General features: G+C 38.7%; 32 protein-coding genes and 1 pseudogene. 19 read left to right on the top strand and 14 right to left on the bottom strand.

Translation table 11 applies throughout. From position 1 onward, the window contains the following. Nucleotides 1-335: 335 nt before the first annotated feature. Both ACFW35_RS12735 and ACFW35_RS12730 read left to right on the top strand, forming a co-directional pair. A complete protein-coding gene (locus ACFW35_RS12735; protein WP_379846170.1) occupies nucleotides 336-911 on the top strand; it encodes a thioredoxin family protein in 576 nt (191 codons plus the stop codon). A gap of 148 nt (nucleotides 912-1,059) precedes the next feature. After that, nucleotides 1,060-1,977, top strand: coding sequence for a CobW family GTP-binding protein (locus tag ACFW35_RS12730; protein ID WP_379846169.1), 918 nt, complete (start codon nucleotides 1,060-1,062; stop codon nucleotides 1,975-1,977). Between the two features lie 24 nt (nucleotides 1,978-2,001). Here ACFW35_RS12730 and ACFW35_RS12725 read toward each other — a convergent pair whose 3' ends face one another. Further along, nucleotides 2,002-2,424 (bottom strand): hypothetical protein, encoded by a 423-nt coding sequence (locus tag ACFW35_RS12725; protein WP_379846168.1) that lies wholly within the window; start codon nucleotides 2,422-2,424, stop codon nucleotides 2,002-2,004. 91 nt (nucleotides 2,425-2,515) lie between these two features. Between ACFW35_RS12725 and ACFW35_RS12720 the strand changes: the two genes are divergently transcribed. The 3 genes from ACFW35_RS12720 to ACFW35_RS12710 are packed head-to-tail and all read left to right on the top strand — an operon-like array spanning nucleotide 2,516 to nucleotide 3,919. Next, nucleotides 2,516-3,124, top strand: coding sequence for a hypothetical protein (locus ACFW35_RS12720; protein WP_379846166.1), 609 nt, complete (start codon nucleotides 2,516-2,518; stop codon nucleotides 3,122-3,124). A gap of 15 nt (nucleotides 3,125-3,139) precedes the next feature. Then, complete coding sequence (locus ACFW35_RS12715) at nucleotides 3,140-3,712, top strand: hypothetical protein (protein ID WP_379846164.1); 573 nt, start codon at nucleotides 3,140-3,142, stop codon at nucleotides 3,710-3,712. 15 nt (nucleotides 3,713-3,727) lie between these two features. Next, complete coding sequence (locus ACFW35_RS12710; protein ID WP_379846163.1) at nucleotides 3,728-3,919, top strand: hypothetical protein; 192 nt, start codon at nucleotides 3,728-3,730, stop codon at nucleotides 3,917-3,919. Nucleotides 3,920-3,942: 23 nt separating this feature from the next. Here ACFW35_RS12710 and ACFW35_RS12705 read toward each other — a convergent pair whose 3' ends face one another. Further along, nucleotides 3,943-4,389: a GNAT family N-acetyltransferase gene (locus ACFW35_RS12705; RefSeq protein WP_379846161.1), complete on the bottom strand. Its 447-nt coding sequence runs from the start codon at nucleotides 4,387-4,389 to the stop codon at nucleotides 3,943-3,945. A gap of 73 nt (nucleotides 4,390-4,462) precedes the next feature. After that, nucleotides 4,463-5,116, bottom strand: coding sequence for a haloacid dehalogenase type II (locus ACFW35_RS12700; RefSeq protein WP_379846160.1), 654 nt, complete (start codon nucleotides 5,114-5,116; stop codon nucleotides 4,463-4,465). A gap of 124 nt (nucleotides 5,117-5,240) precedes the next feature. On the opposite strand from ACFW35_RS12700, the gene ACFW35_RS12695 reads away from it, so the two are divergent. After that, nucleotides 5,241-5,576 (top strand): LapA family protein, encoded by a 336-nt coding sequence (locus ACFW35_RS12695; protein ID WP_379846158.1) that lies wholly within the window; start codon nucleotides 5,241-5,243, stop codon nucleotides 5,574-5,576. Between the two features lie 48 nt (nucleotides 5,577-5,624). On the opposite strand, the gene ACFW35_RS12690 is transcribed toward ACFW35_RS12695, so the two are convergent. Further along, nucleotides 5,625-6,125 (bottom strand): 2,4'-dihydroxyacetophenone dioxygenase family protein, encoded by a 501-nt coding sequence (locus tag ACFW35_RS12690; protein ID WP_379846157.1) that lies wholly within the window; start codon nucleotides 6,123-6,125, stop codon nucleotides 5,625-5,627. Nucleotides 6,126-6,322: 197 nt separating this feature from the next. Here ACFW35_RS12690 and ACFW35_RS12685 point away from each other — a divergent pair. From ACFW35_RS12685 to ACFW35_RS12655, 7 genes and pseudogenes are all read left to right on the top strand, one after another. Continuing rightward, nucleotides 6,323-6,667 (top strand): annotated as a pseudogene (locus tag ACFW35_RS12685) (carbohydrate ABC transporter permease); the annotation flags it as partial. Between the two features lie 255 nt (nucleotides 6,668-6,922). Next, nucleotides 6,923-7,936 (top strand): phosphotransferase enzyme family protein, encoded by a 1,014-nt coding sequence (locus ACFW35_RS12680; RefSeq protein WP_379846155.1) that lies wholly within the window; start codon nucleotides 6,923-6,925, stop codon nucleotides 7,934-7,936. A 121-nt stretch (nucleotides 7,937-8,057) separates the two neighbouring features. Beyond that, complete coding sequence (locus tag ACFW35_RS12675) at nucleotides 8,058-8,660, top strand: biotin transporter BioY (RefSeq protein ID WP_379846154.1); 603 nt, start codon at nucleotides 8,058-8,060, stop codon at nucleotides 8,658-8,660. Between the two features lie 15 nt (nucleotides 8,661-8,675). After that, the gene (gene bioB, locus ACFW35_RS12670; RefSeq protein ID WP_379846152.1) at nucleotides 8,676-9,662 is read left to right on the top strand and encodes a biotin synthase BioB; all 987 of its coding nucleotides are present in this window, start codon (nucleotides 8,676-8,678) and stop codon (nucleotides 9,660-9,662) included. Between the two features lie 102 nt (nucleotides 9,663-9,764). Continuing rightward, nucleotides 9,765-10,589, top strand: coding sequence for a mechanosensitive ion channel family protein (locus ACFW35_RS12665; RefSeq protein WP_379847495.1), 825 nt, complete (start codon nucleotides 9,765-9,767; stop codon nucleotides 10,587-10,589). Nucleotides 10,590-10,809: 220 nt separating this feature from the next. Continuing rightward, on the top strand, nucleotides 10,810-10,974 hold the full coding sequence (locus ACFW35_RS12660; RefSeq protein WP_379846151.1) for a Fur-regulated basic protein FbpA: 165 nt from the start codon (nucleotides 10,810-10,812) through the stop codon (nucleotides 10,972-10,974). A 295-nt stretch (nucleotides 10,975-11,269) separates the two neighbouring features. Continuing rightward, nucleotides 11,270-11,818: a class I SAM-dependent methyltransferase gene (locus ACFW35_RS12655; RefSeq protein WP_379846149.1), complete on the top strand. Its 549-nt coding sequence runs from the start codon at nucleotides 11,270-11,272 to the stop codon at nucleotides 11,816-11,818. A 38-nt stretch (nucleotides 11,819-11,856) separates the two neighbouring features. Here the strand turns inward: ACFW35_RS12655 and ACFW35_RS12650 are convergent, their stop codons facing one another. The 3 genes from ACFW35_RS12650 to ACFW35_RS12640 are packed head-to-tail and all read right to left on the bottom strand — an operon-like array spanning nucleotide 11,857 to nucleotide 13,523. Then, nucleotides 11,857-12,210, bottom strand: coding sequence for a DUF2512 family protein (locus ACFW35_RS12650; protein ID WP_379846148.1), 354 nt, complete (start codon nucleotides 12,208-12,210; stop codon nucleotides 11,857-11,859). Nucleotides 12,211-12,223: 13 nt separating this feature from the next. After that, entirely contained in the window at nucleotides 12,224-12,376 is a 153-nt protein-coding gene (locus ACFW35_RS12645) for a hypothetical protein (RefSeq protein ID WP_379833274.1), read from the bottom strand. Nucleotides 12,377-12,389: 13 nt separating this feature from the next. Next, on the bottom strand, nucleotides 12,390-13,523 hold the full coding sequence (locus ACFW35_RS12640) for a zinc-dependent alcohol dehydrogenase (protein ID WP_379846146.1): 1,134 nt from the start codon (nucleotides 13,521-13,523) through the stop codon (nucleotides 12,390-12,392). A gap of 151 nt (nucleotides 13,524-13,674) precedes the next feature. On the opposite strand from ACFW35_RS12640, the gene ACFW35_RS12635 reads away from it, so the two are divergent. The 4 genes from ACFW35_RS12635 (at nucleotide 13,675) to ACFW35_RS12620 (ending at nucleotide 16,541) form a co-directional block, all read left to right on the top strand. Then, entirely contained in the window at nucleotides 13,675-13,917 is a 243-nt protein-coding gene (locus tag ACFW35_RS12635) for a hypothetical protein (RefSeq protein ID WP_077362128.1), read from the top strand. A 93-nt stretch (nucleotides 13,918-14,010) separates the two neighbouring features. Next, entirely contained in the window at nucleotides 14,011-14,796 is a 786-nt protein-coding gene (locus ACFW35_RS12630; protein ID WP_379846144.1) for a Nif3-like dinuclear metal center hexameric protein, read from the top strand. Nucleotides 14,797-14,973: 177 nt separating this feature from the next. Beyond that, nucleotides 14,974-15,540, top strand: a complete 567-nt coding sequence (locus ACFW35_RS12625; protein WP_379846143.1) for a tyrosine-type recombinase/integrase — start codon at nucleotides 14,974-14,976, stop codon at nucleotides 15,538-15,540. Nucleotides 15,541-15,632: 92 nt separating this feature from the next. Beyond that, nucleotides 15,633-16,541: a YitT family protein gene (locus ACFW35_RS12620; protein WP_379846141.1), complete on the top strand. Its 909-nt coding sequence runs from the start codon at nucleotides 15,633-15,635 to the stop codon at nucleotides 16,539-16,541. Nucleotides 16,542-16,717: 176 nt separating this feature from the next. Here the strand turns inward: ACFW35_RS12620 and ACFW35_RS12615 are convergent, their stop codons facing one another. Together ACFW35_RS12615 and ACFW35_RS12610 are read right to left on the bottom strand one after the other, a co-directional pair. Beyond that, nucleotides 16,718-17,254, bottom strand: coding sequence for an HAD-IIIA family hydrolase (locus ACFW35_RS12615; RefSeq protein ID WP_379846139.1), 537 nt, complete (start codon nucleotides 17,252-17,254; stop codon nucleotides 16,718-16,720). Between the two features lie 13 nt (nucleotides 17,255-17,267). Further along, nucleotides 17,268-17,693 carry a PH domain-containing protein gene (locus tag ACFW35_RS12610; protein ID WP_379846138.1) on the bottom strand — a complete coding sequence of 142 codons (426 nt, stop codon included), beginning with the start codon at nucleotides 17,691-17,693 and terminating at the stop codon, nucleotides 17,268-17,270. Between the two features lie 118 nt (nucleotides 17,694-17,811). Between ACFW35_RS12610 and ACFW35_RS12605 the strand changes: the two genes are divergently transcribed. Continuing rightward, nucleotides 17,812-18,417: a histidine phosphatase family protein gene (locus ACFW35_RS12605; RefSeq protein WP_379847493.1), complete on the top strand. Its 606-nt coding sequence runs from the start codon at nucleotides 17,812-17,814 to the stop codon at nucleotides 18,415-18,417. A 57-nt stretch (nucleotides 18,418-18,474) separates the two neighbouring features. Here ACFW35_RS12605 and ACFW35_RS12600 read toward each other — a convergent pair whose 3' ends face one another. Together ACFW35_RS12600 and ACFW35_RS19845 are read right to left on the bottom strand one after the other, a co-directional pair. After that, entirely contained in the window at nucleotides 18,475-19,500 is a 1,026-nt protein-coding gene (locus tag ACFW35_RS12600) for an NlpC/P60 family protein (protein ID WP_379846136.1), read from the bottom strand. 289 nt (nucleotides 19,501-19,789) lie between these two features. After that, entirely contained in the window at nucleotides 19,790-21,037 is a 1,248-nt protein-coding gene (locus ACFW35_RS19845; RefSeq protein ID WP_425590087.1) for a site-2 protease family protein, read from the bottom strand. 197 nt (nucleotides 21,038-21,234) lie between these two features. Here ACFW35_RS19845 and ACFW35_RS12590 point away from each other — a divergent pair, with 197 nt between their 5' ends. Further along, nucleotides 21,235-21,663, top strand: a complete 429-nt coding sequence (locus tag ACFW35_RS12590) for a hypothetical protein (protein ID WP_379846134.1) — start codon at nucleotides 21,235-21,237, stop codon at nucleotides 21,661-21,663. Nucleotides 21,664-21,703: 40 nt separating this feature from the next. On the opposite strand, the gene ACFW35_RS12585 is transcribed toward ACFW35_RS12590, so the two are convergent. From ACFW35_RS12585 to ACFW35_RS12575, 3 genes are all read right to left on the bottom strand, one after another. Continuing rightward, complete coding sequence (locus ACFW35_RS12585) at nucleotides 21,704-22,066, bottom strand: hypothetical protein (RefSeq protein WP_379846133.1); 363 nt, start codon at nucleotides 22,064-22,066, stop codon at nucleotides 21,704-21,706. Nucleotides 22,067-22,176: 110 nt separating this feature from the next. Beyond that, entirely contained in the window at nucleotides 22,177-22,734 is a 558-nt protein-coding gene (locus ACFW35_RS12580) for a GNAT family N-acetyltransferase (RefSeq protein ID WP_379846131.1), read from the bottom strand. A gap of 14 nt (nucleotides 22,735-22,748) precedes the next feature. Then, nucleotides 22,749-24,245 (bottom strand): HD domain-containing phosphohydrolase, encoded by a 1,497-nt coding sequence (locus ACFW35_RS12575; protein ID WP_379846129.1) that lies wholly within the window; start codon nucleotides 24,243-24,245, stop codon nucleotides 22,749-22,751. Nucleotides 24,246-24,452 lie beyond the last annotated feature (207 nt).

The raw sequence follows: 24,452 nt of genomic DNA, 5'->3' as shown, positions 1-24,452 counted from the left end.
GATGAAAATGAAAGCATTCTTGCGAAAGAGCTCATTAATTGACGAAAAGTAATGTGTTTAAAATAGTTTCTTTTTTGAATAATAGTGGTATTAAAAGAAGTACAAGGTTTAAATGTAATTGAAAGGTGGAAATCAGTATGAAATACAAAGTAAAGGACTGGCTCCGGTTAACGCCGCGTGAGAGATACCTGCTTTTGTTCGCTGTTTCCCAGCTCCAGAAAAAACTTCGAGCAGGTTAAAAGAACCAAATAAATAAATTTAAGGCGTTTTCATTGCCACAACTCCCCCTTGTTTGGTTACAATAAGAGTAGATAAAGAACAGGGAGGAACATAGAATGGCTGACCTCAATAATTGGTTTGAAAAAGGCATGACTCGCTATGCATATATAAATGCTATGAATACACACAAAGAGAACTTGCTATCTATCTATAATGCATTCGTACTTCCAGATCCGATGAAAGATGCGCTGCAAGGCATGCAAAAAAGCCGGTTAAGAGCTATTGTGATCACCGAAGATTGGTGCGGTGATGCGATGCTGAATCTCCCTGTTTTTATGCGGATGGCGGACGAAGCACTCATTGACGTCCGTTTTATTCAGCGTGATAAAAACCCAGAACTGATGGATCGATACCTTACCAATAAAGCCAAGTCTATTCCAATCATTATCTTTATAGATGAAAAGGGTAAGGAAATTGTGAAGTGGGGACCGCGTGCTCCGAAATTGCAGCAGCTGGTAGAGGAACGGAAAAAGAAGCTTCCTGCAAAAGACGACCCGCGTTATGAAAAAGCATTCAAGCTTTTTGCAGACAAGATTTCAACTCTTTTCACGACAGACCACGCCCTCTGGGAAGAAGTAAGTCTTGATATCATTAAAAAATTATTAGCTAAAGTAAATGTTAACAGCCTGTAACGGGGCTGTTTTTTTGTCATTCGGGAAGATTTATGCGCGTTCGGGAAGATTTATGCTTGTCCAGAGAATATAATACGCACAATAGTAGATTTAATTTGGTTACTTATTGTAGAATGCAACAAGCGATTAATAATGTATGAGGTGTAACATGAAAAAAGCGAACGTAATCATTTTGGCAGGTTTTTTGGGAAGCGGAAAAACAACCTTGCTTAAGCAGCTGCTTCAGCGTGAAAAACAAAAAAATCACAAAACGGCTGTCCTCATGAATGAACTTGGGCAAGTTTCGATTGATTCTGATGCAGTCCCGGGAGATATTCCGTTAAAAGAACTGCTTAACGGCTGTATCTGCTGCTCATTATCCGATCAGCTTGAAAAGCAGTTGTTGGGACTTTGTAAGGAAAATGAACTCGACACTTTGATCATAGAAGCAACAGGTGCTGCTCATCCGATTGATGTGCTGGACGCTTGTTTGTCACCATACCTGCTCGATGAACTGCATGTATCTGGAATCATTTCGGTCATGGATGCAACAAGGTGGCTTGACCGCGATACGATGAGTGTCCAGGCTAAAATGCTAATGCTGGAACAAATAAAGCATGCGGACTTCATCATTTGGAACAAGACTGGTTCTTTGTCAGACGACCAAAAGCAGTCGATAAAAAAAGATTCGGAACGCTTAAATGAAGGAACACCATACGTGCTGACTGATTATGCGAAAGCAGACATTGATGAGCTGTTCGCACTTTCTGTAAAAGACAGAAAAGAGCATCAAAAAGTTACAGCCGACAAACTAAATGTGAAAACATGGATGTATCCGTTCAAAGGTCCTGTCAAAAAAGAAGCTTTTGAAAATTGGCTGCGCGAAGCACCATCATCGATTTACAGGATCAAAGGCTATATCAAACTTGAAGACGGACAAATCTATCTTTTTCAATATTCCTACGGGCTGCCCAATTACGAAAAAGAGCTCATGAAGATGCCGTTAAGACTGGTGTTTATCGGTGAGGGCTTGGATACAGAAAAATTAGCAAAAGGATTAAAACAAATAGAACAACAAAACTATTGACGCTCGGGAATCTCTAGCGTCTTTTTAATTAAAACAATAATCTCTTTTCATAAAATCTTCTTCTTCAGTCATTTCGGCTACCCCGGGAACTGTATCAGAGGCATCTATATAACTGCCTATAATTTTGTTATCTCCAGTCAAGATTACCGCCTCTAGATATCTGGTATCACATTTTTGATCTAATCTATATTTGTGCCTCGTTATTTTCGTTTTCTCATAGCCAGTAAAATCAACTCCCGCTAAATAGAAGGTTTCCAACGGCTCTGGATATTCAGGTATTGAAAAACGTTCTTTCTTAGGCAAATAAAATGCTAAATCCCAGCCTTTCTCTTCGATAGAAGTTCGGTGGCTGTCTGGAATCATCTGGTGAAATGCGAGATTCATAACGAACAGTACAAGCAAAAAAGTCAGAATGAAAAAGCCAGCTGCCCAGGGTAACTTTTTCAAAATAAAAACCTCCTTTTCACTCCAATACCGTTCGTTTTATGATAGGCTAATATTATCATAATTTTCCAAATAATAGATGAGGTGATTCCTTTTGCAAACAAAAGTATTAACACATGATCATCGTAAAATTCATAAAGAAATTTATGGTGAGAAGCCAGGTCCAGTGCGTATTCAACGTATGCCTCAACTGAAATATGTAATACAAGAGATGAACACTGCTTATCATATGGATTGGGCAGGACGGCCAGAACCTGTGGACCAGCAGTGGATTGTATGGAAGATCGTCAATCAGCTAAAACACATTACTAAAACAAAGATAGATTATAAATTTAAGCTGATGCCTCACGAAATTATTTGGCATGAAATGAACGATAACTTAGCCACGACTACCCAAGTGATGCAGGTTCCGGATTGCATAACAGATGAGATGTTTGAAGAAGCACAAAGGAATGTCGCTAAGAACTTAAAAGATCAGATCCCCGATACAAAGCTTATTACTGCAGATTCGGTTCTGTGTGCGCAAAAGTTACATGTCGGTCATTATCGTGAAACAAAAACAACACTATTAGAGGTGATTCAGTTTGCAGAGGATCAAGGATATCAAGTGAAAAAGAGTCATCGGGAAATTTATCTGACACCTGCGATGAGATGCCATGATTCATCTACTTGGAAAACAATCGTAAGTGTGGAATTGGTATAAATTCAGGAGAATCTTATGAGCGCCGATAAAGTGAAATTCAAACTGGAATTGAAAGAAGAGAATAAAGGTTTCAGTTACGTATTAATTCTTATATTTGTTGGTTTAATTGTTAGTTCATTCATCTTGTTGATTGTTGGGAGGGATGAACAAAGAGAGTTGGATGCACAGGCAATTGCTTCACAATGGGCAGACGCCGAACTTCAATACAATGAATCGATGAAATATAATCTTTTGTCTGAAAGTGCCAGAACGAAATATGTAGACGTTGTTCCAGATGAAAGGAAAAAAACGGCTAGTGAAGATGAATTCGTAGAGTATGATCTTTTTCAATGGAAAATAAGGAAAAATGAATACATTTATAAGTTTCATTATTATGACATGAAGTCATGTCCTGATTGTCAAAAAGATATCTGGGTAAGAGTAAAAGCTGCAAACGGTAAGTGGGAAGTACCTGAATTCACTTTTACTGAATTAAAAGCTGTCCCTATCATTAAGCATATTGAGGCAGAGCAGATCCCAACATCCGTGGAACAGGAAGAGGAAATGGAAAAGAAAAAATCTATATTTGAAAAAGTACTAAACTTATAAAAGGGGAATCCCTGCATGTTAAAAAGAAATCTAGGTATTATTTTGGTTATAATTGGAGCTCTTATCATGATGTCCACTTTCATTTTCTTTTCAGGAGTGGAATACGAACGTTACATACGTTTTTCAGGTGGATTGATATTTTTTCTAGGTACTCTAATGATTCCTGATTACCTTGTAAGTTCTAAAAAGGAAAATAATAAAGCTTGAGGGAAGTTTTCCTCAAGCTTTTTCTATATAGAAACTTTCATAAATTTACTTACGTCTTTGAAGCCCATCTTTTCATACAGTTTTATAGCTTTGTCATTAAAAGAATAAACGTTAAGCCTTACATCGCTATAGCCGTTCTTTTTGAATTCTTTAAATGCTTCTTCGATTATAAGCTTTGAGTATCCCTTTCCTCTGTAAGGGGATTTTACATACAAATCGTTAATCCAGCCAATTTCATCACCTGTTAAATAGTCATAAGCCTTATCAATTTGAACCCAGCCTAACAAGGTATCCCCATCCATTAAACAAACAAAATATGCATTGTATTTCGCAGAATGCTCGTATGCTTCAATCATTCTTTCTCTATTGTCCTCAGCATTACAATTTGTCGCTTCTTTACGATTCACACCAGCTAACTCATAAATTTCTTCAATCTCAACCTCAGTCGCTTTTTTGAATTCTAACCCCATACGTTCATCCCCTAATCGCTAACTATTCTCTTTACTTTTTTGATGTTAACATAAATTTCCTGAAAAGTATTTATTACAGCAGTCCTTTAAGATCTTTATAAATATAATCCGGTTTAATACCTAGTTCATCAATTTCAAGCTCAGCTCGATTGATCCATGCTGTTTTAAACCCAAAAGATGATGCGCCTGTAATATCCCAGAAGTTAGAGCTCATAAATAAGACTTCATGGGGTTCAACACCAAGCGTTTCAAGAGCATACTTATAAGCAGCTGGAGCGGGCTTATACTGTTTTACATCATCAACTGATAAAACGTTCAGAAGGTGATTTAGTTCTCTTTTTTCAATAAGAGGATTCAGCATTTCATAGGAGCCGTTTGAAAAGATGATCTGTTTTTTATTTTGATTTTGCAAGTTCTCCAATGTGGCATGAACCTCTCCATACACTTCAAGTTCTAAGTAGGATTGCATCAAAGAATTGATTGCATCTTCATTGATTTGAAGAGAAAGATTTTTTAAGGTATACAAAAGAGCGTTTCTCGTAACTTCAGAAAATGGTTTGTAATTACCTGTCAGCTGATGAATCATAAAATACTCAACCTGTTTTTTGCGCCACAGTTCACTGATTTTTTTGCCGAATCCATTAAATTCAGAATCGGATTTTACTGAAACGGAGTGCACATCAAAAAGAGTTCCGTAAGCGTCATATACATAAGCTTTTATTGTCATATAAACACCGCCTTATTTATAAAGAATACCCTAAATGATCCGTCTCAAATTTATAAAAAATATTTTTAGTGTCCAGGTAGAATTTCCGGCAATACGGGAATAGATAACTTATGAGGTGATAAATATGAAAATGCAATTGTACTTGTTATTCGGTTTTATCTTTGCACTGATTATTGCAACGTTTGCTGTGATTAATGTTGGTGATGTTGAGATTAATTATTTGTTTGGTACAGCTAACTGGCCGCTTATCCTTGTTATTTTGGGATCTGCAGTCTTTGGAGGTCTATCTGTTGGTTTATTTGGTCTAATCAGAGTCATTCAGCTGCAAAGACAAGTGAAAAAGCTGCATCACATTCATAATGAAAAAGAATCATGGAAAGAAGAAGAAAGAAAAGAGACAGTTACAGAAACCGTTCCACCAACGCAAGAAATTCCACATGAAAAAGCAGAAGATAAATAATGAGAAAAACCCCTGAAGAAGCCAAGGCTGGTTTCATCAGGGGTTTCTTCACTTTCCGAGTAAATTTGGATTCATTGTTAAGCCATTTTCTAAGTAAAAATCACAGTACTTTTTGTAGACTGAAAAAATGTCATCCTGACCTACGATTTGATTTTCTTCATCAAAATACTGAAGAGATCCACCTAAAGTAAATAGAGTAATAACTTCTTCGTTTTCCGTTATTAAGGTATGTATATCTCCAGGGGGTTCAAAGATAAAGGTACCGGGTTTGGCTACCCACTCTCTCTCAGCATATCGCCATTGACCTTTAAGATTAAATCCAATAACATTTCCGCCTGTATGCCTGTGGCGGGTCAGTTCTTGATTTGGTTTTATTTTAAACAAATAAGTCCAAGTTCCTGTTGTAAAATCAAAGCGAATGGGTTTAAAGTGACAAGTTTTATTTTTATCAAAAGGAACCCATATCACATCATTGGTATCAACTACAATTTCAGGCAGCTGAAGTTTTTCTGCAAAATGGATTAAGTCTGAATCTAGAAGCTCTTTCAAGTAAGAAACCCTCTTTCGTGTATTGGTTCATAAATCTAAAGTTCCGCACAAAGTAAGTAAATTCCTTTTTCTGAAATTTTAAAATTATACTTGAAAGCGAATTCAATTAAGGTTAAGATAGACAGCAAATCATATCCGAAACGTTTTGGAGGATGGAAAGTGCAACGATTAGGGATGTAGCAAAAAAAGCGGGGGTTGTGAACTTCCCGAAAGAAGTGGAGGAAGCAGCAGCGATCGATGGCCTCGGCCGTTTCGGGACGTTCTTCAGGATCGTGCTGCCGCTTGCGAAACCGGCGCTTGCCGCTCAAACGATATTTGTATTCATGGCGTTCTGGAACGACTTTATGAGACCGCTCATCATTTTGTCCGACATGGACATGTTCACATTGCCGCTCGGATTGAATTCGTTTAAAGGACAGTTCATCTCATATTGGAACTACATCATGGCAGCATCCATGGTCTTTACGCTTCCGATTATCGTCTTATACGCCTTCTTTAACCGATATTTTGTAAAAGGCATCAAGTTTACAGGGGATAAATAGTATTTTTGTTTAAAAACTGGCTTGACAGGGTGTTGGAATGTCCCTCAAGCCAGTTTTTTTAATGCCTTTAAACGGAATCCCACGTTAAATGAATTTTTTCCTGGCTTAATTGAAATAATCCCACGAAACAGAGCAATAATCCCACGTTAATAAAAATATAACCACGAGACGCCAATTCTCGACAATTAAAGAGAGGATTCAAGCCGCTTTATGCAGAACTTCACATAACAGTTATCTTAAAGAACAGGTGAACATATGAAAAATCAACTTGAAAAATCTACTATAAGAAAAGCAACGGAGTTATATGGTGTAACCCCTGATGATTTAACAGCCATGTCTGAAGGGTTTCAAAACGTAGTTTATAGCTTCACAAGGAACAATCATAATTACATCATGCGGGTTACATCTAAAGACAAAAGAACCCATCAAATGCTCAATGAAGAGATCTCGTGGATTCAGTTTTTGAAAAAAAGCGGTGTACCTATTAGCGGTGCTGTTTCCTCGAAAAACAACCATTTCGTTGAGGACATTCATGAATTTTATATAACGGTTTTTGAAAAAGCACCTGGCGGACAGGTTCAAGTTCAGGATTCAAATCAATGGACCCCCCATTTTTTTCAGCGATGGGGAAAGTTGTTAGGAGAGGTTCATCATGCTGGAAAACAATATTCTGCCGGAAAATCTAATACCGATAGACCCTATTGGAATCCAAATCATCCTTATAATCATGACCTATTTAAGAATCTGCCATCTGAATTCATACGGAAAAAGTATGTTGAATTGATTGAAAAAATCAAGGCGTATTCAATGGATAAGCTGCATTTCGGCTTAATACATAACGATTTTCATCAGGGAAACTTCTTTGTTGATAAAGACGAAATCACACTTTTTGACTTCGACGACTGTGCTTATTTTTACTTCGCTTATGATATCTCAACTGCGTTCTATCATGCGTATTGGCAGCACACATCTTTCATTTCAACGGAAGATGATTTTGCCGTGGAGTTCCTCACTCATTTTCTGAACGGGTACGCGGAGAGTAATGTTTTAACGAATGAAATAATCGACCAGCTGCCAGACTTTCTTAAGCTTCGGGAGTTATTCCTTTATGTTCTTTTTCTAAAAGTTTGGAATATTGATAAACTGCAAGATTGGCAGGAACACACGATTAATAATCTAAAAACTAACATTGAAAACAACAAAATTTATGCAGATTTAGATATGGATTTGCTGACCAAAATTAAAAACAACATTCAAAAACCACTCTAAAAATAAAGAGTGGTTTTACCGTCTTTTATATGTTAACCAAAATATATAATTAGTTGACGCAAATTAAAACCTCCGCTATTCTAATAGCATAAACAGTTCATACATATGGAGGTTCATTCAAATGACAGCAAGAAGAAATGGGTTAAAAACGATCGATATTACGCTGATCGGAATGTTCGTGGCATTGATGGCAATAGGGGCTAACATAACAACGATTTTTCCGTTCATGGTTGTTGGCGGAGTGCCGATTACACTGCAGACGTTCTTCTGTATTCTTGCAGGAGCATTATTGGGAAGCCGGTTAGGTGCGATTGCGATGAGCGTCTACGTATTAGTTGGTTTAGTCGGAGCACCGGTCTTCGCACAATTTAAAGGCGGTTTCGCAACCGTAGTAAGTCCGACTTTCGGATTTCTATTATCTTTTATTCTAGTAGCCTATGTTACAGGCTTGATCATTGAAAAGAACGGCAGCAAAGCGTCATATGTAATTGCAACACTCATCGGAACGGCGATCAACTACGTGGTTGGAACAAACCTTATGTTTATGGCGTACAAGATGTGGGCAGCAGCACCAGAAGGATTCACGTACTCAATGGCTTGGGGATGGATGATGGTTCCTCTTCCGAAAGATATCATTCTAGCAGTTTGCGCAGCACTTATTGCTCCACGGATCAATATCGCGCGTAAAAAAGTAATGTCACATCAAACTAAACACGCATCATAAAAGGGGAGACTCAACATGACTTGGAATCTGCTAGCGGAGAAGGTTTTACAAGGTGAAGAAATCACGAACGATGAAGCACTTTCCATTTTAGAATGTCCTGACGAAGACCTGCTATTGCTGCTTCACGGTGCTTATCAGGTTCGAAAACATTATTATGGCAATCTCGTAAAATTGAACATGATTATTAATACGAAATCCGGCGCATGTCCAGAGAACTGTGGCTATTGCTCGCAATCTATCGTTTCAACAGCTCCGATCGAAACTTATAGAATGATGGATAAAGACGAGATGGTTAAAGGTGCAGAAACGGCTTATAACCTGAACGTCGGAACCTATTGTATCGTGGCAAGCGGCCGTGGACCTACAAATCGGGATGTAGATAAAGTTGTAGAAGCTGTAAAAGAGATCAAAGATACATACGGGTTAAAAGTTTGTGCTTGTCTTGGAATTTTAAAGCCAGAGCAAGCGGCACGCCTAAAAGAAGCAGGAGTGGACCGCTACAACCATAACTTGAACACTTCAGCTCGAAACCATGAAAATATCACAACATCCCATACATACGATGACCGAGTGAATACGGTTAACGTTGTAAAAGACAGCGGAATCTCTCCGTGCTCAGGGGTGATCGTCGGTATGAAGGAAACGAAACAAGATGTCATCGATATGGCTCGCAGCCTTAAAGTACTTGATGCGGATTCGATTCCTTTTAACTTTTTGCATGCGATTGATGGAACACCGCTCGAAGGAACGGACGAGTTGGATCCGCGCTATTGTTTAAAGGTTCTGGCGCTATTCCGTTACATCAATCCAACAAAAGAAATTCGAATTTCAGGCGGGCGAGAAGTGAATTTAAGAAGCCTTCAGCCACTCGGGCTATATGCTGCCAACTCCATCTTTGTAGGAGATTACCTTACGACCGCAGGACAGGAATCTACGGCAGACCACAAAATGCTGGAAGATATGGGATTTGAAATCGATAGAACACCTGTAGTCTCGCAATAAAATAGTAATTTGATTGAAAAGCCGCTCCTAGCCTTGTTACAATAGAAACTATTCTATTGAAGACAAGTGGGAGTGGTTTTTTTGGAGAACTGGGAAAAATGGATGGGAAAAATAAATTGGGCAGAACTAATGCTCGGAGCAGGATTATGGGCTGCAAAATTCTTATTGATTATCATCATGTTCATCATCATCAGATCAATTGGAAGACGAGTGATTAACCGAGTGTTTGATAGAGCGGCATCTCACCGCAAGATGTCGAGCGGTCGGATCATCACATTGCAAAAGCTCGTTGTGAACTTATTTTCTTATGTTTTAATATTTGTTTTTGCAGGTATCGTGTTTAAACAGTTTGGACTTGAGATTGGTACACTGATTGCAGGAGCTGGTGTCGTTGGCCTTGCTATCGGATTCGGTGCTCAAGGCCTTGTGAGCGATGTTGTAACAGGATTCTTTATTTTGCTCGAGAAACAGATGGAAGTCGGCGACTACGTAACAATTGGCGGAGTTGATGGTATCGTTGAAGAAGTTGGACTGAGAACAACACATATCAGAGCGTTTGACGGTACACTTTCATACATGCCCAACCGTGAAATCAGTACGATACAAAACCATTCTCGAGGCAACATGCGTGCGTTGGTCGACATTGGTATCGCGTATGAAGAAAATATTGATCAAGCTGTAAAAGTACTGCAAGATGCATGTGACTCTGTGAAAGCAAACAATGAAAACATCGTAGAAGGACCAAATGTGCTTGGTGTTCATGCACTTGGTGCATCAGATGTGGTTATCCGGATTATTTCTAAAACAAGAAATGGTGAGCAATGGGCCGTAGAACGAGAATTGCGTCAGGCTTTAAAAGAAGCGCTTGATGCAAACGGCATCGAAATACCATATCCTCATCAAGTGAATGTAGAAAAAGGTGCATAAAAAAATTAAGCTAGGAGGATTATCTCCCTTGCTTTTTTTGTAGCCAAAATATGTCTAGAAACAATTGACAATTTATGCAAAAGAGGGTAATGTTGACCAATAAACAAAAGAGGATAAAGCATCACCTTACAAGTTTTAGAACATAAACTATTGGTGTAAAGTTTTTTCTCCTTCATTTGCGGGTAAGGTTAGTTGAAGAGATTTTCAGGAGGGGTTGAACGTGTCAGCGGACCATCAAAAAAGAGAGAATTTAATTGCTGATCTATTGCTACATAACATATATAAAACAAAAGATGGACGTCATCTATACGAGCTTTCTTTGCAGGATCTTGAACAACAATTTCAGGATATACTGTCACCGCCTGCGCAAGAAAAAACAACGTAATAATATGTAAATAAAGTGTGCAAAACTGGATGAGAAATTCCAGTTTTTTTATTTGAGATAAATGAAATGAGAAAGGAGAACTTTACAGTTTATAAGTATCCCACAAAAAGAAGACTTCCCATATAAACGGGAAGTCTTCTTTCATTTTATTACTTATTTACCCCTTGAACAGAAACTTGGATTCCTAGTCAAAAATTTACTCTTTGAAGCATTATTTCTTTCACCTCAATAAAGCCGATGAATAATATAGATAAAGTCGATTGATTTAATCGGAATTAGAAGCGAGGTAGAGAGAATGGAAGGCGGAACATCCTTATTCATTCAAAAGTTTATACAATCTCCTTTACAGATAGGCAGTCTGTTTCCAAGTTCTGCTGCCTTAGCGGAGAAAATGACGTCAAATTTAAATTGGGAAAATATAACCCAAGTAGCGGAATTGGGTGCAGGTACTGGGGTTATCACTCGTTCGATAGTGAAAAATATGTTTTCTGGCACCACGCTGCATGTTTTTGAGAAAGACAGCGAAATGAGGAAAGGACTACAAAAGAAATTTCCAGAAGCCTCCTATTATGATGATGCGTGTGAAATCATAAAGAGCTTAGGGAATAGCGAAGGGACGCTTGATGCCGTATTTTCTGGCCTGCCTTTTTCGAATTTTAATAAAAGTATCAGGATGAAAATTGTTGATGAAATATATCGGTCTTTAAGACCAGGGGGAATGCTCGTTGCGTTTCAGTATTCTACACAGATGAAAAAGTCATTTCAGACTGCATTTAAAGTAGTGGATATCTCTTTCGTACCGAAGAACTTTCCACCAGCTTTTGTGTATATTTGTGAAAAATAAAAACCGGAAGCCCATCCATGGGATACCGGTATAAGATATTAACGATAAGAATGGTCTAAATGGTCAGATATAAGATGCTTATGAACCATAGCTTCCATACCTGTAATGATTAAGGCTACCAAGATTGAACCCCATATTGAGATTGAAACAGCCGGGAGAATGATGGCCAGCAGATAAACAAGGATAAATGTGGCTGCAAAATCGATCATCAGCTGTTTGCCGTATGAGATTCTTGAAATCATGATATATTCCATGAGCACGCCGATTGGAGCAAGTACTGCCGTGATCCAGATGATGGGCTGGACAAGCTTAAAGTCTACACTTTTAAAAAGGAAGTTGGCTAGAATAAGAGCTATCGGAATTCCTAGAAATTTAATCATCAAGCTTTGCATGATGGATCACTCCTTATAGGTTGTTGTTTTGCTGGCTGATCTCGCCTTCGTTCAAGTACAGGTTGGCATCTTCTAGTTTTTGATGCTGATCCAAAGATTCACCGCGAAAGTTTTTATTTTTAGATGTCTTTATTTCTCTTTTTTCTCTGCTTTTATCGCTTTTCATCGTATTTCACTCCTTACGTTTTAAGTACGACTTTAATGCAATCTTCCTTGTGGTCATTAAATAAATCATAGCCATTAGCGGCCTCTTCCAAGGGGAGTGTATGTGTAATAATTTCACGAGGGTCGAATTCTTCAGCCATAATCTTATCCATTAACGTGCTCATGAGATGTATAACAGGAGCCTGTCCCATTTTTAAAGTGATGTTTCTTGAAAAGAATGCACCAAGCGGGAAGCTATTATAAAGACCTCCATATACACCTGTTATTTGTACCGTTCCAAATTTACGTACGGCTTTTGTTGCAATCTGAATGGGTCCAAGTGTACCTCCTTGAAGTTTCAGCGTTTGTCCCACTTTTTCCATCGGCGATTTTTTACCATCCATCCCTACACAATCGATGACCACGTCGGCACCGCCAAGCGTCATTTCTTTAAGATGCTCACCAGTATCGGCAAACTTTGAAAAATTAACAGTCTCCACATTGTTCATCTTTTTCGCTTTATGAAGACGGTAATCCAGATGATCAACTGCGATTACGCGGTTTGCTCCAAGCATCCATGCAAATTTCTGAGCAAAAAGCCCAACTGGACCGCATCCAAGTACGATCACGGAATCTCCTTTTTTCATACCGCTGTTCAGCACACTCCAATACGCTGTCGGAAGTACGTCAGATAGGAATAGAAAATATTCGTCCTCCATCTCAACTGTATCTGGAATCTTAAGAGGAGTGAAGTTTGCGAATGGAACTCTTAAATACTCTGCCTGGCCACCAGGATAGTTGCCGAATTTTTCTGAGTAACCTAAATAGGCACCAGAATCGTAATGCGGATTTGCGTTGTCGCACTGGCTTTCCATCTTATGAGTGCAGTAGTGACAGCTTCCGCAAGCTACGTTAAAGGGTATTACAACACGGTCTCCTTTTTTTACAGAAGTTACGTCTGTACCTGTTTCCTCAACAATTCCCATCGGTTCATGTCCAATAATATATCCTTTTGGGAGAGGGAAATTACCTTGATAAAGATGCAGATCAGAGCCGCAAATAGTTGTAGATGTGATCCGGACGATAATATCATCCTTTTTTAATAACTTTGGATCCTCAACCGACTTCACTTGTATATCTCGTTTACCTTGATACGTAACAGCTTTCATCTTCGTTCCTCCAATTTTACATTCCTTATCAGAATGAACGTCGTGGCACTGTTTTATACCTATTTTCAAAAGTAATCGTTCAAAGTGTCATAAAAAGAGATGAGAGTGGGTATTACTTCAATAAGAAAGTATTTAAAAGGAGGCGGGAGAGGTGGAATATTCGCTGTACAAAAAAGACGGCAAGTTTCCATGTGATGTTACAGTCGACTATGAAAACATGGTCTTTACAGTGCGGGACAGCGATACAACGGGTGAAGTTTTCAACAGTGCGAGTGAAGTTGCAGAATGGATCAAACAGCACTGGTCAGTTGAACAATTTCAAAAACCAGATGATTATTATGATTTAATGAAACATCTCGAAAGTTCTCTGCAGGAAGAAATCAAATACGAATAATGGATCAGGCCAGGTGAAACTCACTTGGCTTTTTTTATGGTCTCAATTGGAAAACACTGTCATAATGATAAAAACGAGATGGGGGAGTCAACAATGAAAACGAGTGAATTTAAACAGCTTTTGCCTTCTATATTCGGGAAATGGCTAACGACTTTTGAAGATGAAGGAGAGTATGGTTTTACATACCAAATAGAAAAGGATAATAAAAGAGTAGCGTATGCCACAAACTTAACTCCTGAAACGATAGAGAAAGCAGTACAAGCCAATGCTGATCTGCTTCTCACCCATCATGATGCATGGGATTTCCTTTACGGTATGAGAGAAGAGTGTGTTAATGAGTTAAAGAAACACGAAATCTCACATTTTTTTATTCATTTACCGCTTGATTTTGTGGAATTTGGCACATGCACATCTTTGTTTGAACAAATTGAAATTGATGAGATCACAAGTTTCTCTACTTTTGAACAAGATAGAGAGTTACCGGGAATTGGAACTTTTCATAAAGCTCTATCGTTCTCAGAGCTCAAAAGAAAACTCGAACTGAAACTGGATGAACCTGTTCGGGCTTGGCAAAACCATGACCGGCCAATTAAAAAGGTGGCTATCCTAACAGGGGCAGGGAATAACTCTGCATTAATTAAATTTGCAAAAGAAAATGACTGTGATGCATTTATTACAGGTGAAAGGACCTTGTATTCCGTGCAGTACGCTAAGTTTGCAGGAGTCAATTTATATGTTGGAAGCCATACGTATACTGAGATTTTTGGTGTAGAGAGTTTCGGAAGGAAAGTTAAGAAAACATACCCAGTTATTGAGCTTATTCGAATAAAAGAAGATCACATCGAATCCGTTGAAGACCATAGTTTATCTTGTACTTAATCAGTCGTCCTCCATTTGTTTGGAGGTTTTTTTGCATTACATGAATTCAGTTCTTCTAATTTGATGAAAACCGTACATATTAATAGAGTATTTTTTATTTAAAAGCATATTATTTTAATGTTACATAACGGTGTGTTAGTATAGTATTAAGTAACATAAAAATAGGTGATGATTTGGATGGAATATGTAGAAGCATTGAGGGATATCAAACAAATTAATGCCATAAAGCGATTTTTAAAGAAACAATCAGATCGCGATTATGTTCTTTTTGTATTTGGAATCAATACAGGTTTAAAAATTACAGAAATGCTCCCCATTAAAGTCGAAGATATCATGACTGAAAAATCATGTATAAAAAGTTATTATTCATGGGTTCCTAAGGAAGGCGAATCCACAAAAGAAGTATTCCTGAATGAAACCATTCAGAAAATCTTGCTTCAATATATACAGAATGCCAATTTAAAAAGCAGTGATTATCTTTTTTTATCTAAAAAAACAAAGTTGCCCATTACAAGACAGCAGGCATACCGCATTATAAGCTGTGCGGCAGATCAAGTAGGAATCAAAGGCAAGATCGGCACCAATTCTTTGCGGAAAACGTTTGGCTTCCATGCCTATAAACGTGGAGTTGCAATATCTCTTCTGCAAAAACACTTCAATCATTCAAATCCGTCTGAAACACTAAAATATTTGGGGATATCAAAAAGCGAAGATATCAAGACCCAAATTGATGTAAGGCTCTAAATTTTTGTTTACTAAAATCCAAGGGAGGTATTCTTTATGTGTAGAAATAGAGAAGTATCTGTTCGGATGCATGTTAATTGGAGGTTCGAAGTATGACAAATGAAACAATCATTAATAATCAGATAACCGAGCAAATGAATAAACAGCACCGTAAGTTAACTAAGGGGAAGCTCGCTCTACGAGGATTTTTAATTACAATTGGTGCAGTTCTAATGGCGGTTGGACTGGAAATTTTCTTAGTACCAAACAACGTTATCGATGGCGGGATTGCCGGTATTTCAATCATGGCTTCTCACCTAACTGGTTTAAGCCTGGGAATCTTCCTATTCGCACTGAACTTGCCTTTTATTTTTATCGGTTATAAGCAAATTGGGAAGACATTTGCTATCTCTACTTTGTATGGAATTATTATTCTTTCTATCGCAGCGACTCTTTTACATCCAGTACCGCCTTTTACAGATGACTTGCTGCTAGCTACCGTTTTTGGCGGGATTTTTATCGGAGTTGGGATCGGAATGGTTATCCGAAGCGGGGGTTCATTGGATGGTACAGAAATATTAGCAATCTTGTCCAACAGCAAACTGCCTTTCTCAGTTGGCGAAATTATAATGTTCTTTAATATCTTCATCCTTGGAGCTGCAGGTTTTGTCTTTACTTGGGACAGAGCTATGTACTCACTGATCGCTTATTTTATCGCATACAAAACGATTGATTTAACGATCACAGGTCTTGAAGAATCGAAGTCTGCGTGGATTATTAGTGAGAATCATAAAGAAATAGGCGACGCCATCCTTCATAGACTCGGACGCGGGGTTACTTACTTAAAAGGCGAGGGTGCTTATACAGGAGACGAAAAAGGAGTAGTGTTCTGTGTCATCACTCGATTAGAAGAAGCAAAACTTAAAGACATCGTGGATGAATTTGATACCAGCGCATTCCTTGCTATTGCAGACATTGCAGAAGTAAAGGGCGGAAGGTTTAAAAAGAGAGGAATTCACTAACAAGTAAAACAAGAGGGTGTCTCAGTAGGTATCGGGACTCCCTCTTTTTATTATTCATTATTCATTTATAGGTCTACAAATTATTTTAAAGGTCTACAAATTATTTTAAAGGTCTTCAAATTTATTTATAGGTCCTCAAAAAAATTAATGGGTCCTCACTGCTAGCCTGCTCATTTTTAATTCTCCACAGATGCTTTTAAAAGCCAGTCTGCTCCTGTCTGCAGATTTTCTGCTACGTAATCAGGCTGCACGTTCGATGTTTGGTGATTTTGTTCATAAGCAGCAGTTCCTGATCCGGTAAGAACTAACACGGCTATGCAGCCTGCGGATTTTGCAGCCATTATATCTGTCCAGCGGTCCCCGAATACAGCGCATTTTGATAAATCTAAAGAATGCTCCTTTGCAGCTTTTTCGAGCATCCCGGTGGAAGGTTTTCTGCATTGGCAGCCTTCCTTATGGTGATGAGGACAAAGATAGATTTCGTCAAAACCGAAAGCTTTAAGTTCGCTAACAAATTCATCCTCCGTTGCTTCTGCTCTGCTGATTCCTGGTTGATTTGTAAAAGAAAACACTTGAATGCCTTTTACTTTTAATCGTTCAATTACTTCAGCTGTATAAGTAAACAGCTTAAATTCTCCGGGATATTCAACGGCATCTGATCCGCCGATTGTTCCGTCACGGTCAAAGAAAACTGCTTGCAGGCGATCATTCATTGTGAATCAGCTCCTAATCAAATTTAATGTCGGCATGAGGGCATCGTTCTTTAAACATACGTAAGAACTTATCCCGATCTTTAGGAGAAATGAGCGCTGTTCCGAATTGGTATTTTATATTTATTCGTTTTAGTGATAATGCCGGACTTGAAAGTGGATTCCAGGTTTTGTGTGCAGAGGTGATCTCACGGTAAGGGATTCTTTTGTGGATTGGTCCGCAGCGGATAACCAATTCTTTTTCTTCTAGTACATAATAAGTGGAAAGCCAAAGCCAGCAGATGAAAAGTATGAGAACAAGATTCAAGAGTAAAGCAAAAATAGATTCTCCTAGACCTGATTTCTCTGAAATAAACGCAGAATAGGTGAGAAAGGTTCCATAGCCTATGCTTCCAAATAGAATGAAGCCTAGCCAAACATCTCTTTTTGATGAAAATTTCAAGATAATCCCCCCTTTTAAGCTATGTTTCAAGATAACACGTTCTTTCGGAGTACCTTTTCCTTCCATTATACGGTAAAATAGGTGAGGCTTGCAGATTAATATTAATGGGGGAAACGACATCGAAATCTTATTAATACGACATGGAGAATCAGAGGCTGATATTTTACAAGTTCATGAGGGAAGAGCGGACTTTGAACTGACTGATCGGGGACGAAAGCAAGTAAGGGCTATGGTTGATAAGGTAAAACGTGATTTTCCGCCAGACTTGGTTTATGCCAGCACACTGAAAAGAGCTAGTGAAACAGCTAAGGTTTTGGCTGATACGATTGGATGTCCACTTCAGTATGAAGAAAAACTGATGGAACATAACAACGGAGTTCAGGCAGGTTTAAGTTTTGAGGAAGCGAAAAGTCTTAAAGCTCCTGTGTACTTACATGACCGTTTTGATGAAGGTGAATCACATATCGAATTTCGAATGAGGATTGAGACCATCTTTTCTAAGATTTTAGCAGACTCTAAACATAAAAGAATTGCGATTGTAGCCCATGGTGGTGTTATCAACTGTCTTTTGCGATCATTTTTTGATATGCCAATCTCAAAAGGTTTTTATTTTATAAATGGTGATACAGGAATCAGCTTTTTAGAAATCAGTGAAAGAGGGAAAGTTGTTCACTTTTTAAATAATACGAGCCACCTAGATACAGATGAGCTTAAATCTTTTTAAGAGCATATAAAAAGCAGTGCATTTCGAGTTTGAAATGTCACTGCTTCTTCTTTTTATTTATTGCTCTGGTACATAACGTCTTGCACCAGAAAACTCAACTGCGTATGCAGGAGTTGAGATTGGATCTAAGCGAACGGTTGAAGCTGTGTTTGGAGAGTGGATCATCATTCCGTTTCCAGCATACATCGCAACGTGATGCACGCGGCCTTTTCCTTCATCATAAGCAAAGAACATGAGGTCTCCTGGCTGAAGCTGATCCTTATCCACGATCAGTCCTTCTTTTGATTGCGGTCCAGAGTCTCTTGGGATTGTGATTCCATTTGCTTTATGAACGGTGTGTGTGAAACCTGAGCAGTCAAATCCGAAGCCTGCAGCTCCTGCCCAAAGATATGGAAGTCCAAGAAACTTTTTCGCTTCATCAACAAGCTGTTCACCTGTCGGAACAGGAATATCTTTTTCGCTCTTATAAACCTTTGTATCTTTCGCATCTAGCCAGCGTACTTTACCTTCTGGAGTTAAAACAGCAATTGTATGCCGGTATGCTTTTAAAACTGGAAGTCTAGTGTTATAGCTTAGTTCTAAGTCTTGTTTATGGCCGAAAGGTGCTTTAGAAAGCCATGCAGTTGGACTAGTGATGAGAGCAAATGGCTTACCATCAGCACTCTCAAATCGATCTGAAGTCGTTAGCTGCCCTAACGGCATCCAGCCTGGATATCCAAGTTTATTTCTTGGAGTGGGCTGTCCATAAACCGCAACTTTAACCCATTCGCCCTGCTGTTCTAAAACTCGGACCTTTTGTCCATAAAGAGCTTGGGTCTCAAGTTCTCCTACAAGCCATAGCTTTTGTTCATACGACATACTTGTTGTCCATCCTCTAAGATCAACAGGATTCGAGAGGGAAGATGCATCGACATCATCTCGTGCTGCGTCTGGGTTTGACCATAATGTGGCAGCTGCTACATCAACATAAAGATCTTGCCCGACAACATTTGTGTCGGCTGTTTCTTTTTCAGCAGATGCGGTGTTTGTAAACATACCTAGTAACATCGCAAGCGAAAAAAGAACCTTCATAAGTTTTCGCATTTTTTGTCGCTCCTTTTTCTCTTTTTCCTCACAATTCGAGTTTTCTCTAACCTTTTCCTTTAGGGAGAGCCAAAGATAAGCCAAATATCCTTTTTTTATGTTTAATAATTTCAAACTAACGTACTAAATGAGGAAAATTACAGGTCAAAAGAAGGGTAAATAAATGTAAGGGGTGAAAGCTTCAAGTCATTGGGCGAACGTGTAATAATTTTAAGAACACGTACCGTAAATAGCGAAACAAAAAGGCTTAACCCAAAAGATCTATTCCTCTTGAGTCAGCCTCTCTTACTTAACTAATCAGGAAACGATTGATTTCCATCAAGTGGTTTCCGTAAACAACAAATGCCGATAATACTCCAGCCAAAATGAGATACAAAGCTAGAACAACAATCTTCGTTTTCATGTTTGCTACATAATAATTTTTTTGCTGATCATACACTTTTTTTGTTTCTGCTTTTTCAGCTAACAAACTCTTTTCATAAGGTTCAAAGTAAGCTGCAGTGCTGAAATCTGGGAATACAGGAAGAGAAGCGATTCCTTCAGGATCCGACTCGCGATAGGCTTCTGCTACCGTTTCTCTCTTAATGCGGTCTTTTTCATATTCTTCCCGCAGCGTTTTCAAGAAGCGTTCCCGGTTATTAAGCATCTCAAGCTCAACAATGATCTTATGTTTTTCAATCTTCTTTCTATCCTGCAGGATTGGAAAAGTAAATCCGGACGGAACACTGTCCTCTACACGGTTTTTAGCAACACGAACATCTTCTATATAAGTCCCGATGATATGACCGAAGTTTGGCATATCCCGGTATTCGTTTAACTCTTGCTGAATGTGTGCAAGTTTTTGCTGTTCACTTTCAAAAGCTTCCAATGTGAGCTCTGTTTTTTTATGTTCAAAATCTTCACGAACTCGTTTCCACCAAGTAATAATTCCGAAAAGGAACACTAAGAAAATAATCGGATCTGGTGATATGAACAAGTACGGAATAACGATTAGAAGCCCGATAAACCAAATCTTTGTAGATAAAACTCCAACGATCCGGCCGCCATCAAGCGGAGAAACCGGGAATAGGTTAAACAGGTTGATCATAGCTCCTAAGAAGATAACAAGACCCCAGAACGGCTGCCCGGTAGATTCGTATAAAAAGACCGCAGGCAAGAACGACAGAAGCCCAAATAAAGGACCTGCATACGCAATATAAGCCTCATCTTTTGCGTTTTTGGGCATCTCCTTCATACCGATCGCAGCACCCATAAAAGGAATGAAAATCGCAGGCGAAGTTTTTATCCCTTTTTGTTTTGCTGCGACCAGATGTCCCATCTCATGAACAAATATTAAATAGATGATCGCTACTGCAAATTTCCAGCCATAAAAGACTGCGTAAGCTCCCATAGAAATGAACATGGATATGAGTGTAGCAAATTTACCCAGTTTTAATAAACCAAACACCCATTTTAATTTACTCATTAAGAATAAACCAATACCCGCAAGAATCGTCCATAAACGGGATTGGTTTTGCTTTTCTGCTTTTTGAGCCATGAATGAATCCCCCAAATGATTTCTTTACTCTATCTTAAATGAAATACGTTTCAAGTGGAAAGAAGTTTCTTTCTCTATGAAAATTTCCTTTATCTGTCGTTTTTTATACCATATTTGCGGGTATACGAAAAAGAGTACCCCTTTATTGAGAACTAGTTGTTTCGAATGATGTGTAAAGATGAGAAGGAGGGATCGGTTTGCCTGTACAGAACGATCAATTAATTCAAGCAGACCCTTTTGTGTTGAGCAAATCCGAAGTTCTTAACGCTGTAAAGATGTACCTGAACCGTGAAGGCTATGAAACAAGAAATCTTGGAGATCTATGCGGTATTGATTTGGCAGCAGCAAACGAATACCATACACTGTTGATTGAAGCGCAAGGGAACCATGCTGAACACCACGAAAAAGAAACAGTTTTTACGGGGAGCCAGCTGGATACCCATCTTAGTTGTCAGCTCGTAAAACTGCTGAAAAACTATGAAAAGAATCCAGCAAAGACACTGGTAATGGCAAATCCAGATACCCCTCGATTACGAAAAACGGCAGAATATATAAGGCAAGCGCTTGATGATCTCGGAGTTGTCCGATTTTGGGTCAAAGCGGATGGCAGTATTGAGTGGGAATAAAAAGAAACAAAAGAGAAGCACCGGAGATAACACTCCGGTGCTATTTTACTTTTTCGATTGTATCATGGCTTTGTTCATATAACTCAGGCAGTACGTTCATTTCTTCTATATCACGTTTCGTTTTTTCGGTACCTAGCAAATAGAGATAGCGGAAGACTTCATAAATGAGCTTGCTGTCTTTACCTCGGTGATACTCAGCGTTAGATTCTTCGAAATGCCTTTTAGGCGAAAAGATGTCCAGTCCTTCTTGTTTGCTGTTAGCATGCATCTTATGGAATAAATGCTCAAGCTGCTGTTTCTCATCATAAGAAGCCTGTATTTCAAAATAGTGAATATGATCATCTGTTGGAAGCGGCAGAATATCACCTTTAGCGGTAACAAAATAAGTTTCTTTTTGTTCCATATCAAAAACCTCCTTTTTCTTTCCATTCCTTCTGAAAGAGTTTTTGAAACATGGGATGAGGCCATAATAAAAAAATGAAACAAAAAAGAAGCTAATAGGCATAGCTTCTTTTAATACAGATCTGCATTTCGTTTTAATAAGGAATACACATACATATCGTAAAATTCGTCTCCTGCTTTTTGGTACTCTTTTAATAGTGCCTCTTGATTAAACCCGAGCTTCTCTACAAGGGCTCTTGATGAGGAATTCTCTGGTCTGATTGTAGCTGCGATCCGGTTAAATTCCATACCGTTAAAACCATAATGAATAATTGCTCTTAATGCTTCGTTCATAAAGCCTTTATGCCAATATTCCCGGTTAAGTTCATATCCGACCTCTGTACGCTTATCCGATTTGCTCCAGTTATGAAACCCGCACGTGCCGATCAGTTTATCCTCACTTTGGAGAATGATTCCCCAGCGAAGAGCGCTTCCAGATTTAAAACCTTTTTCAAAGGCTTCTATAAGTGAAAAGGCCTCTTCTTCTGAATTCAAAGGTTTCATTCCGTAGAATTGCAATGCCTCTGCATCTGAGAAAGTGGAGTAAATCTCAGCAATATCAGACTGCAGTACAGGCCGGAGCTTCAGCCTTTCAGTTTCAATAACGGGGAAATTTTCATACGTGTTCAAAAAAGCACCTCCTTTTATGAAATTGATTTAAGTTTCATTTCATCTATAAAAAGCTGTGTCAAATAGGGATCCCACTGTGTACCTTTTCCGTCTTCTAAGATCGCTAGAGCTTTTTCATGAGTCATTCCTTTTCGGTATGGACGGTCTGAAGTCATCGCATCATAAGCATCTGCAACAGCAATAATCCTTCCGAAAATAGGGATATCATCACCTGCAAGCTGTTCGGGATAGCCTTTGCCATCATACCGTTCATGATGATAACGTACACCAGGAAGCAGCGGCTTCATCGCATCAAATGGCTGAACCTGTGCTAGTATATCTGCTCCGATAACCGGGTGCTTTTTTATCTGTTCGAATTCCTCGGGGGTCAGTTTCTCTTCTTTTAAAAGAACGATATCAGGTATTCCAATCTTGCCGATATCATGAAGTAATGCAGCTTTCCTGAGCTGCAGAAGCTGCTGAAAAGGAAGACCAGCCATTTGGCCGATTTTCATAGCATAATCTGCAACACGGAGGCTATGACCAGCTGTATATGGATCTCTTGCGTCCAATGTAGCCGCCATCGTCGCAAAAAAGCTCTCAAGCAATTGTTTGTTTTCGTGTTCACGAGACTGGATTGCCCGGGCCATATGGTTAAATCCTTTAATAAGCTTTGAAAACTCATCCGAATATAGATCATCTACTCTTGCGTTTGAGTTGCCTGTACGGACTTCATACATACCAGCTTGAAGTTCATTCATGGGCTGCTGTATATCCTTAAAAAGAAGATATGCACCAAAAATAGCAAAGGAAATACCTATAAGAAGTACGAAGAATGCCCAGCTCCAATAAGAACCGTTAACTGGTGAAGATAGTTGATAAAGCCTTACCTGATTTGCTAAAGCGAACAATAAAAGTGGAAATGTCCCGATAAAAAGTGTGCTCCACTGAATTTTACGCTGGATAGAAATATGTCTGGAAGTTGCTAGAGACAAAATCACGCCATGATCTTTCAGCGTTTTCTCCTGAATATTTCTTAAAACAGGCTGAACAGCTTTTGTCGTTAAAAAGAACTCTATGATCGCATGCATGCCTGCAACTAAAATCGCCCCGAGTGAGGCAAGATATATGTAGTAGTAAGGTAAAGATAAGTATTCAAAGTAAATGGCAGCAGCCGTTAAACACACCGCAGGAATAGACAGGCCGAAAAGGTGAGGACCCAGGATCCGCTTCACTGTCCGAATCGGGAAATGGTGTGCATGAAAATATGCTTTTTCCGCTAACTGCAATGCTGGTTGTTTTTTACTGAAATATGTACGAAACACAGAAGTATGCATGCGAAAGAACAGGTATTCTAATAAAAACATGATTATGCAGGAAGATACAAGTATACCGCATAATACAATGATTTCTTTGGCCGAAAAACGGAGTGTTGTGAATAGAAAGACGCCGCCAACTCCTAAAACCGCAGCAGTTGAACCAATTACATAATTCTTTAATAAACGTCTTTCAAATTGTTCCTGAACAGTCAATACTCCACCCGCCTTTCTTACTATTACTTTTAAAAAAGATACTAATAGCATACCTTACAAAAACTTGGAAAAAAAGCTATTTTTCTACACTTTCTTACATTTTTTGTAGATTTTCTTACTTGCGTATTAAGAATATCGTATTTTTTTCATTTCCTTTAATAAAAGGTGCCAATTAAGGGATAATGCGGACTACAAGGGGATAATTCT

It is taken from the genome of Fictibacillus sp. NPDC058756 (genome assembly GCF_042746035.1).
Lineage (GTDB): Bacteria > Bacillota > Bacilli > Bacillales > Fictibacillaceae > Fictibacillus.
Note: the sequence above shows the minus strand (reverse complement) of the source record. Positions and strands in the feature narration are given on the sequence as shown.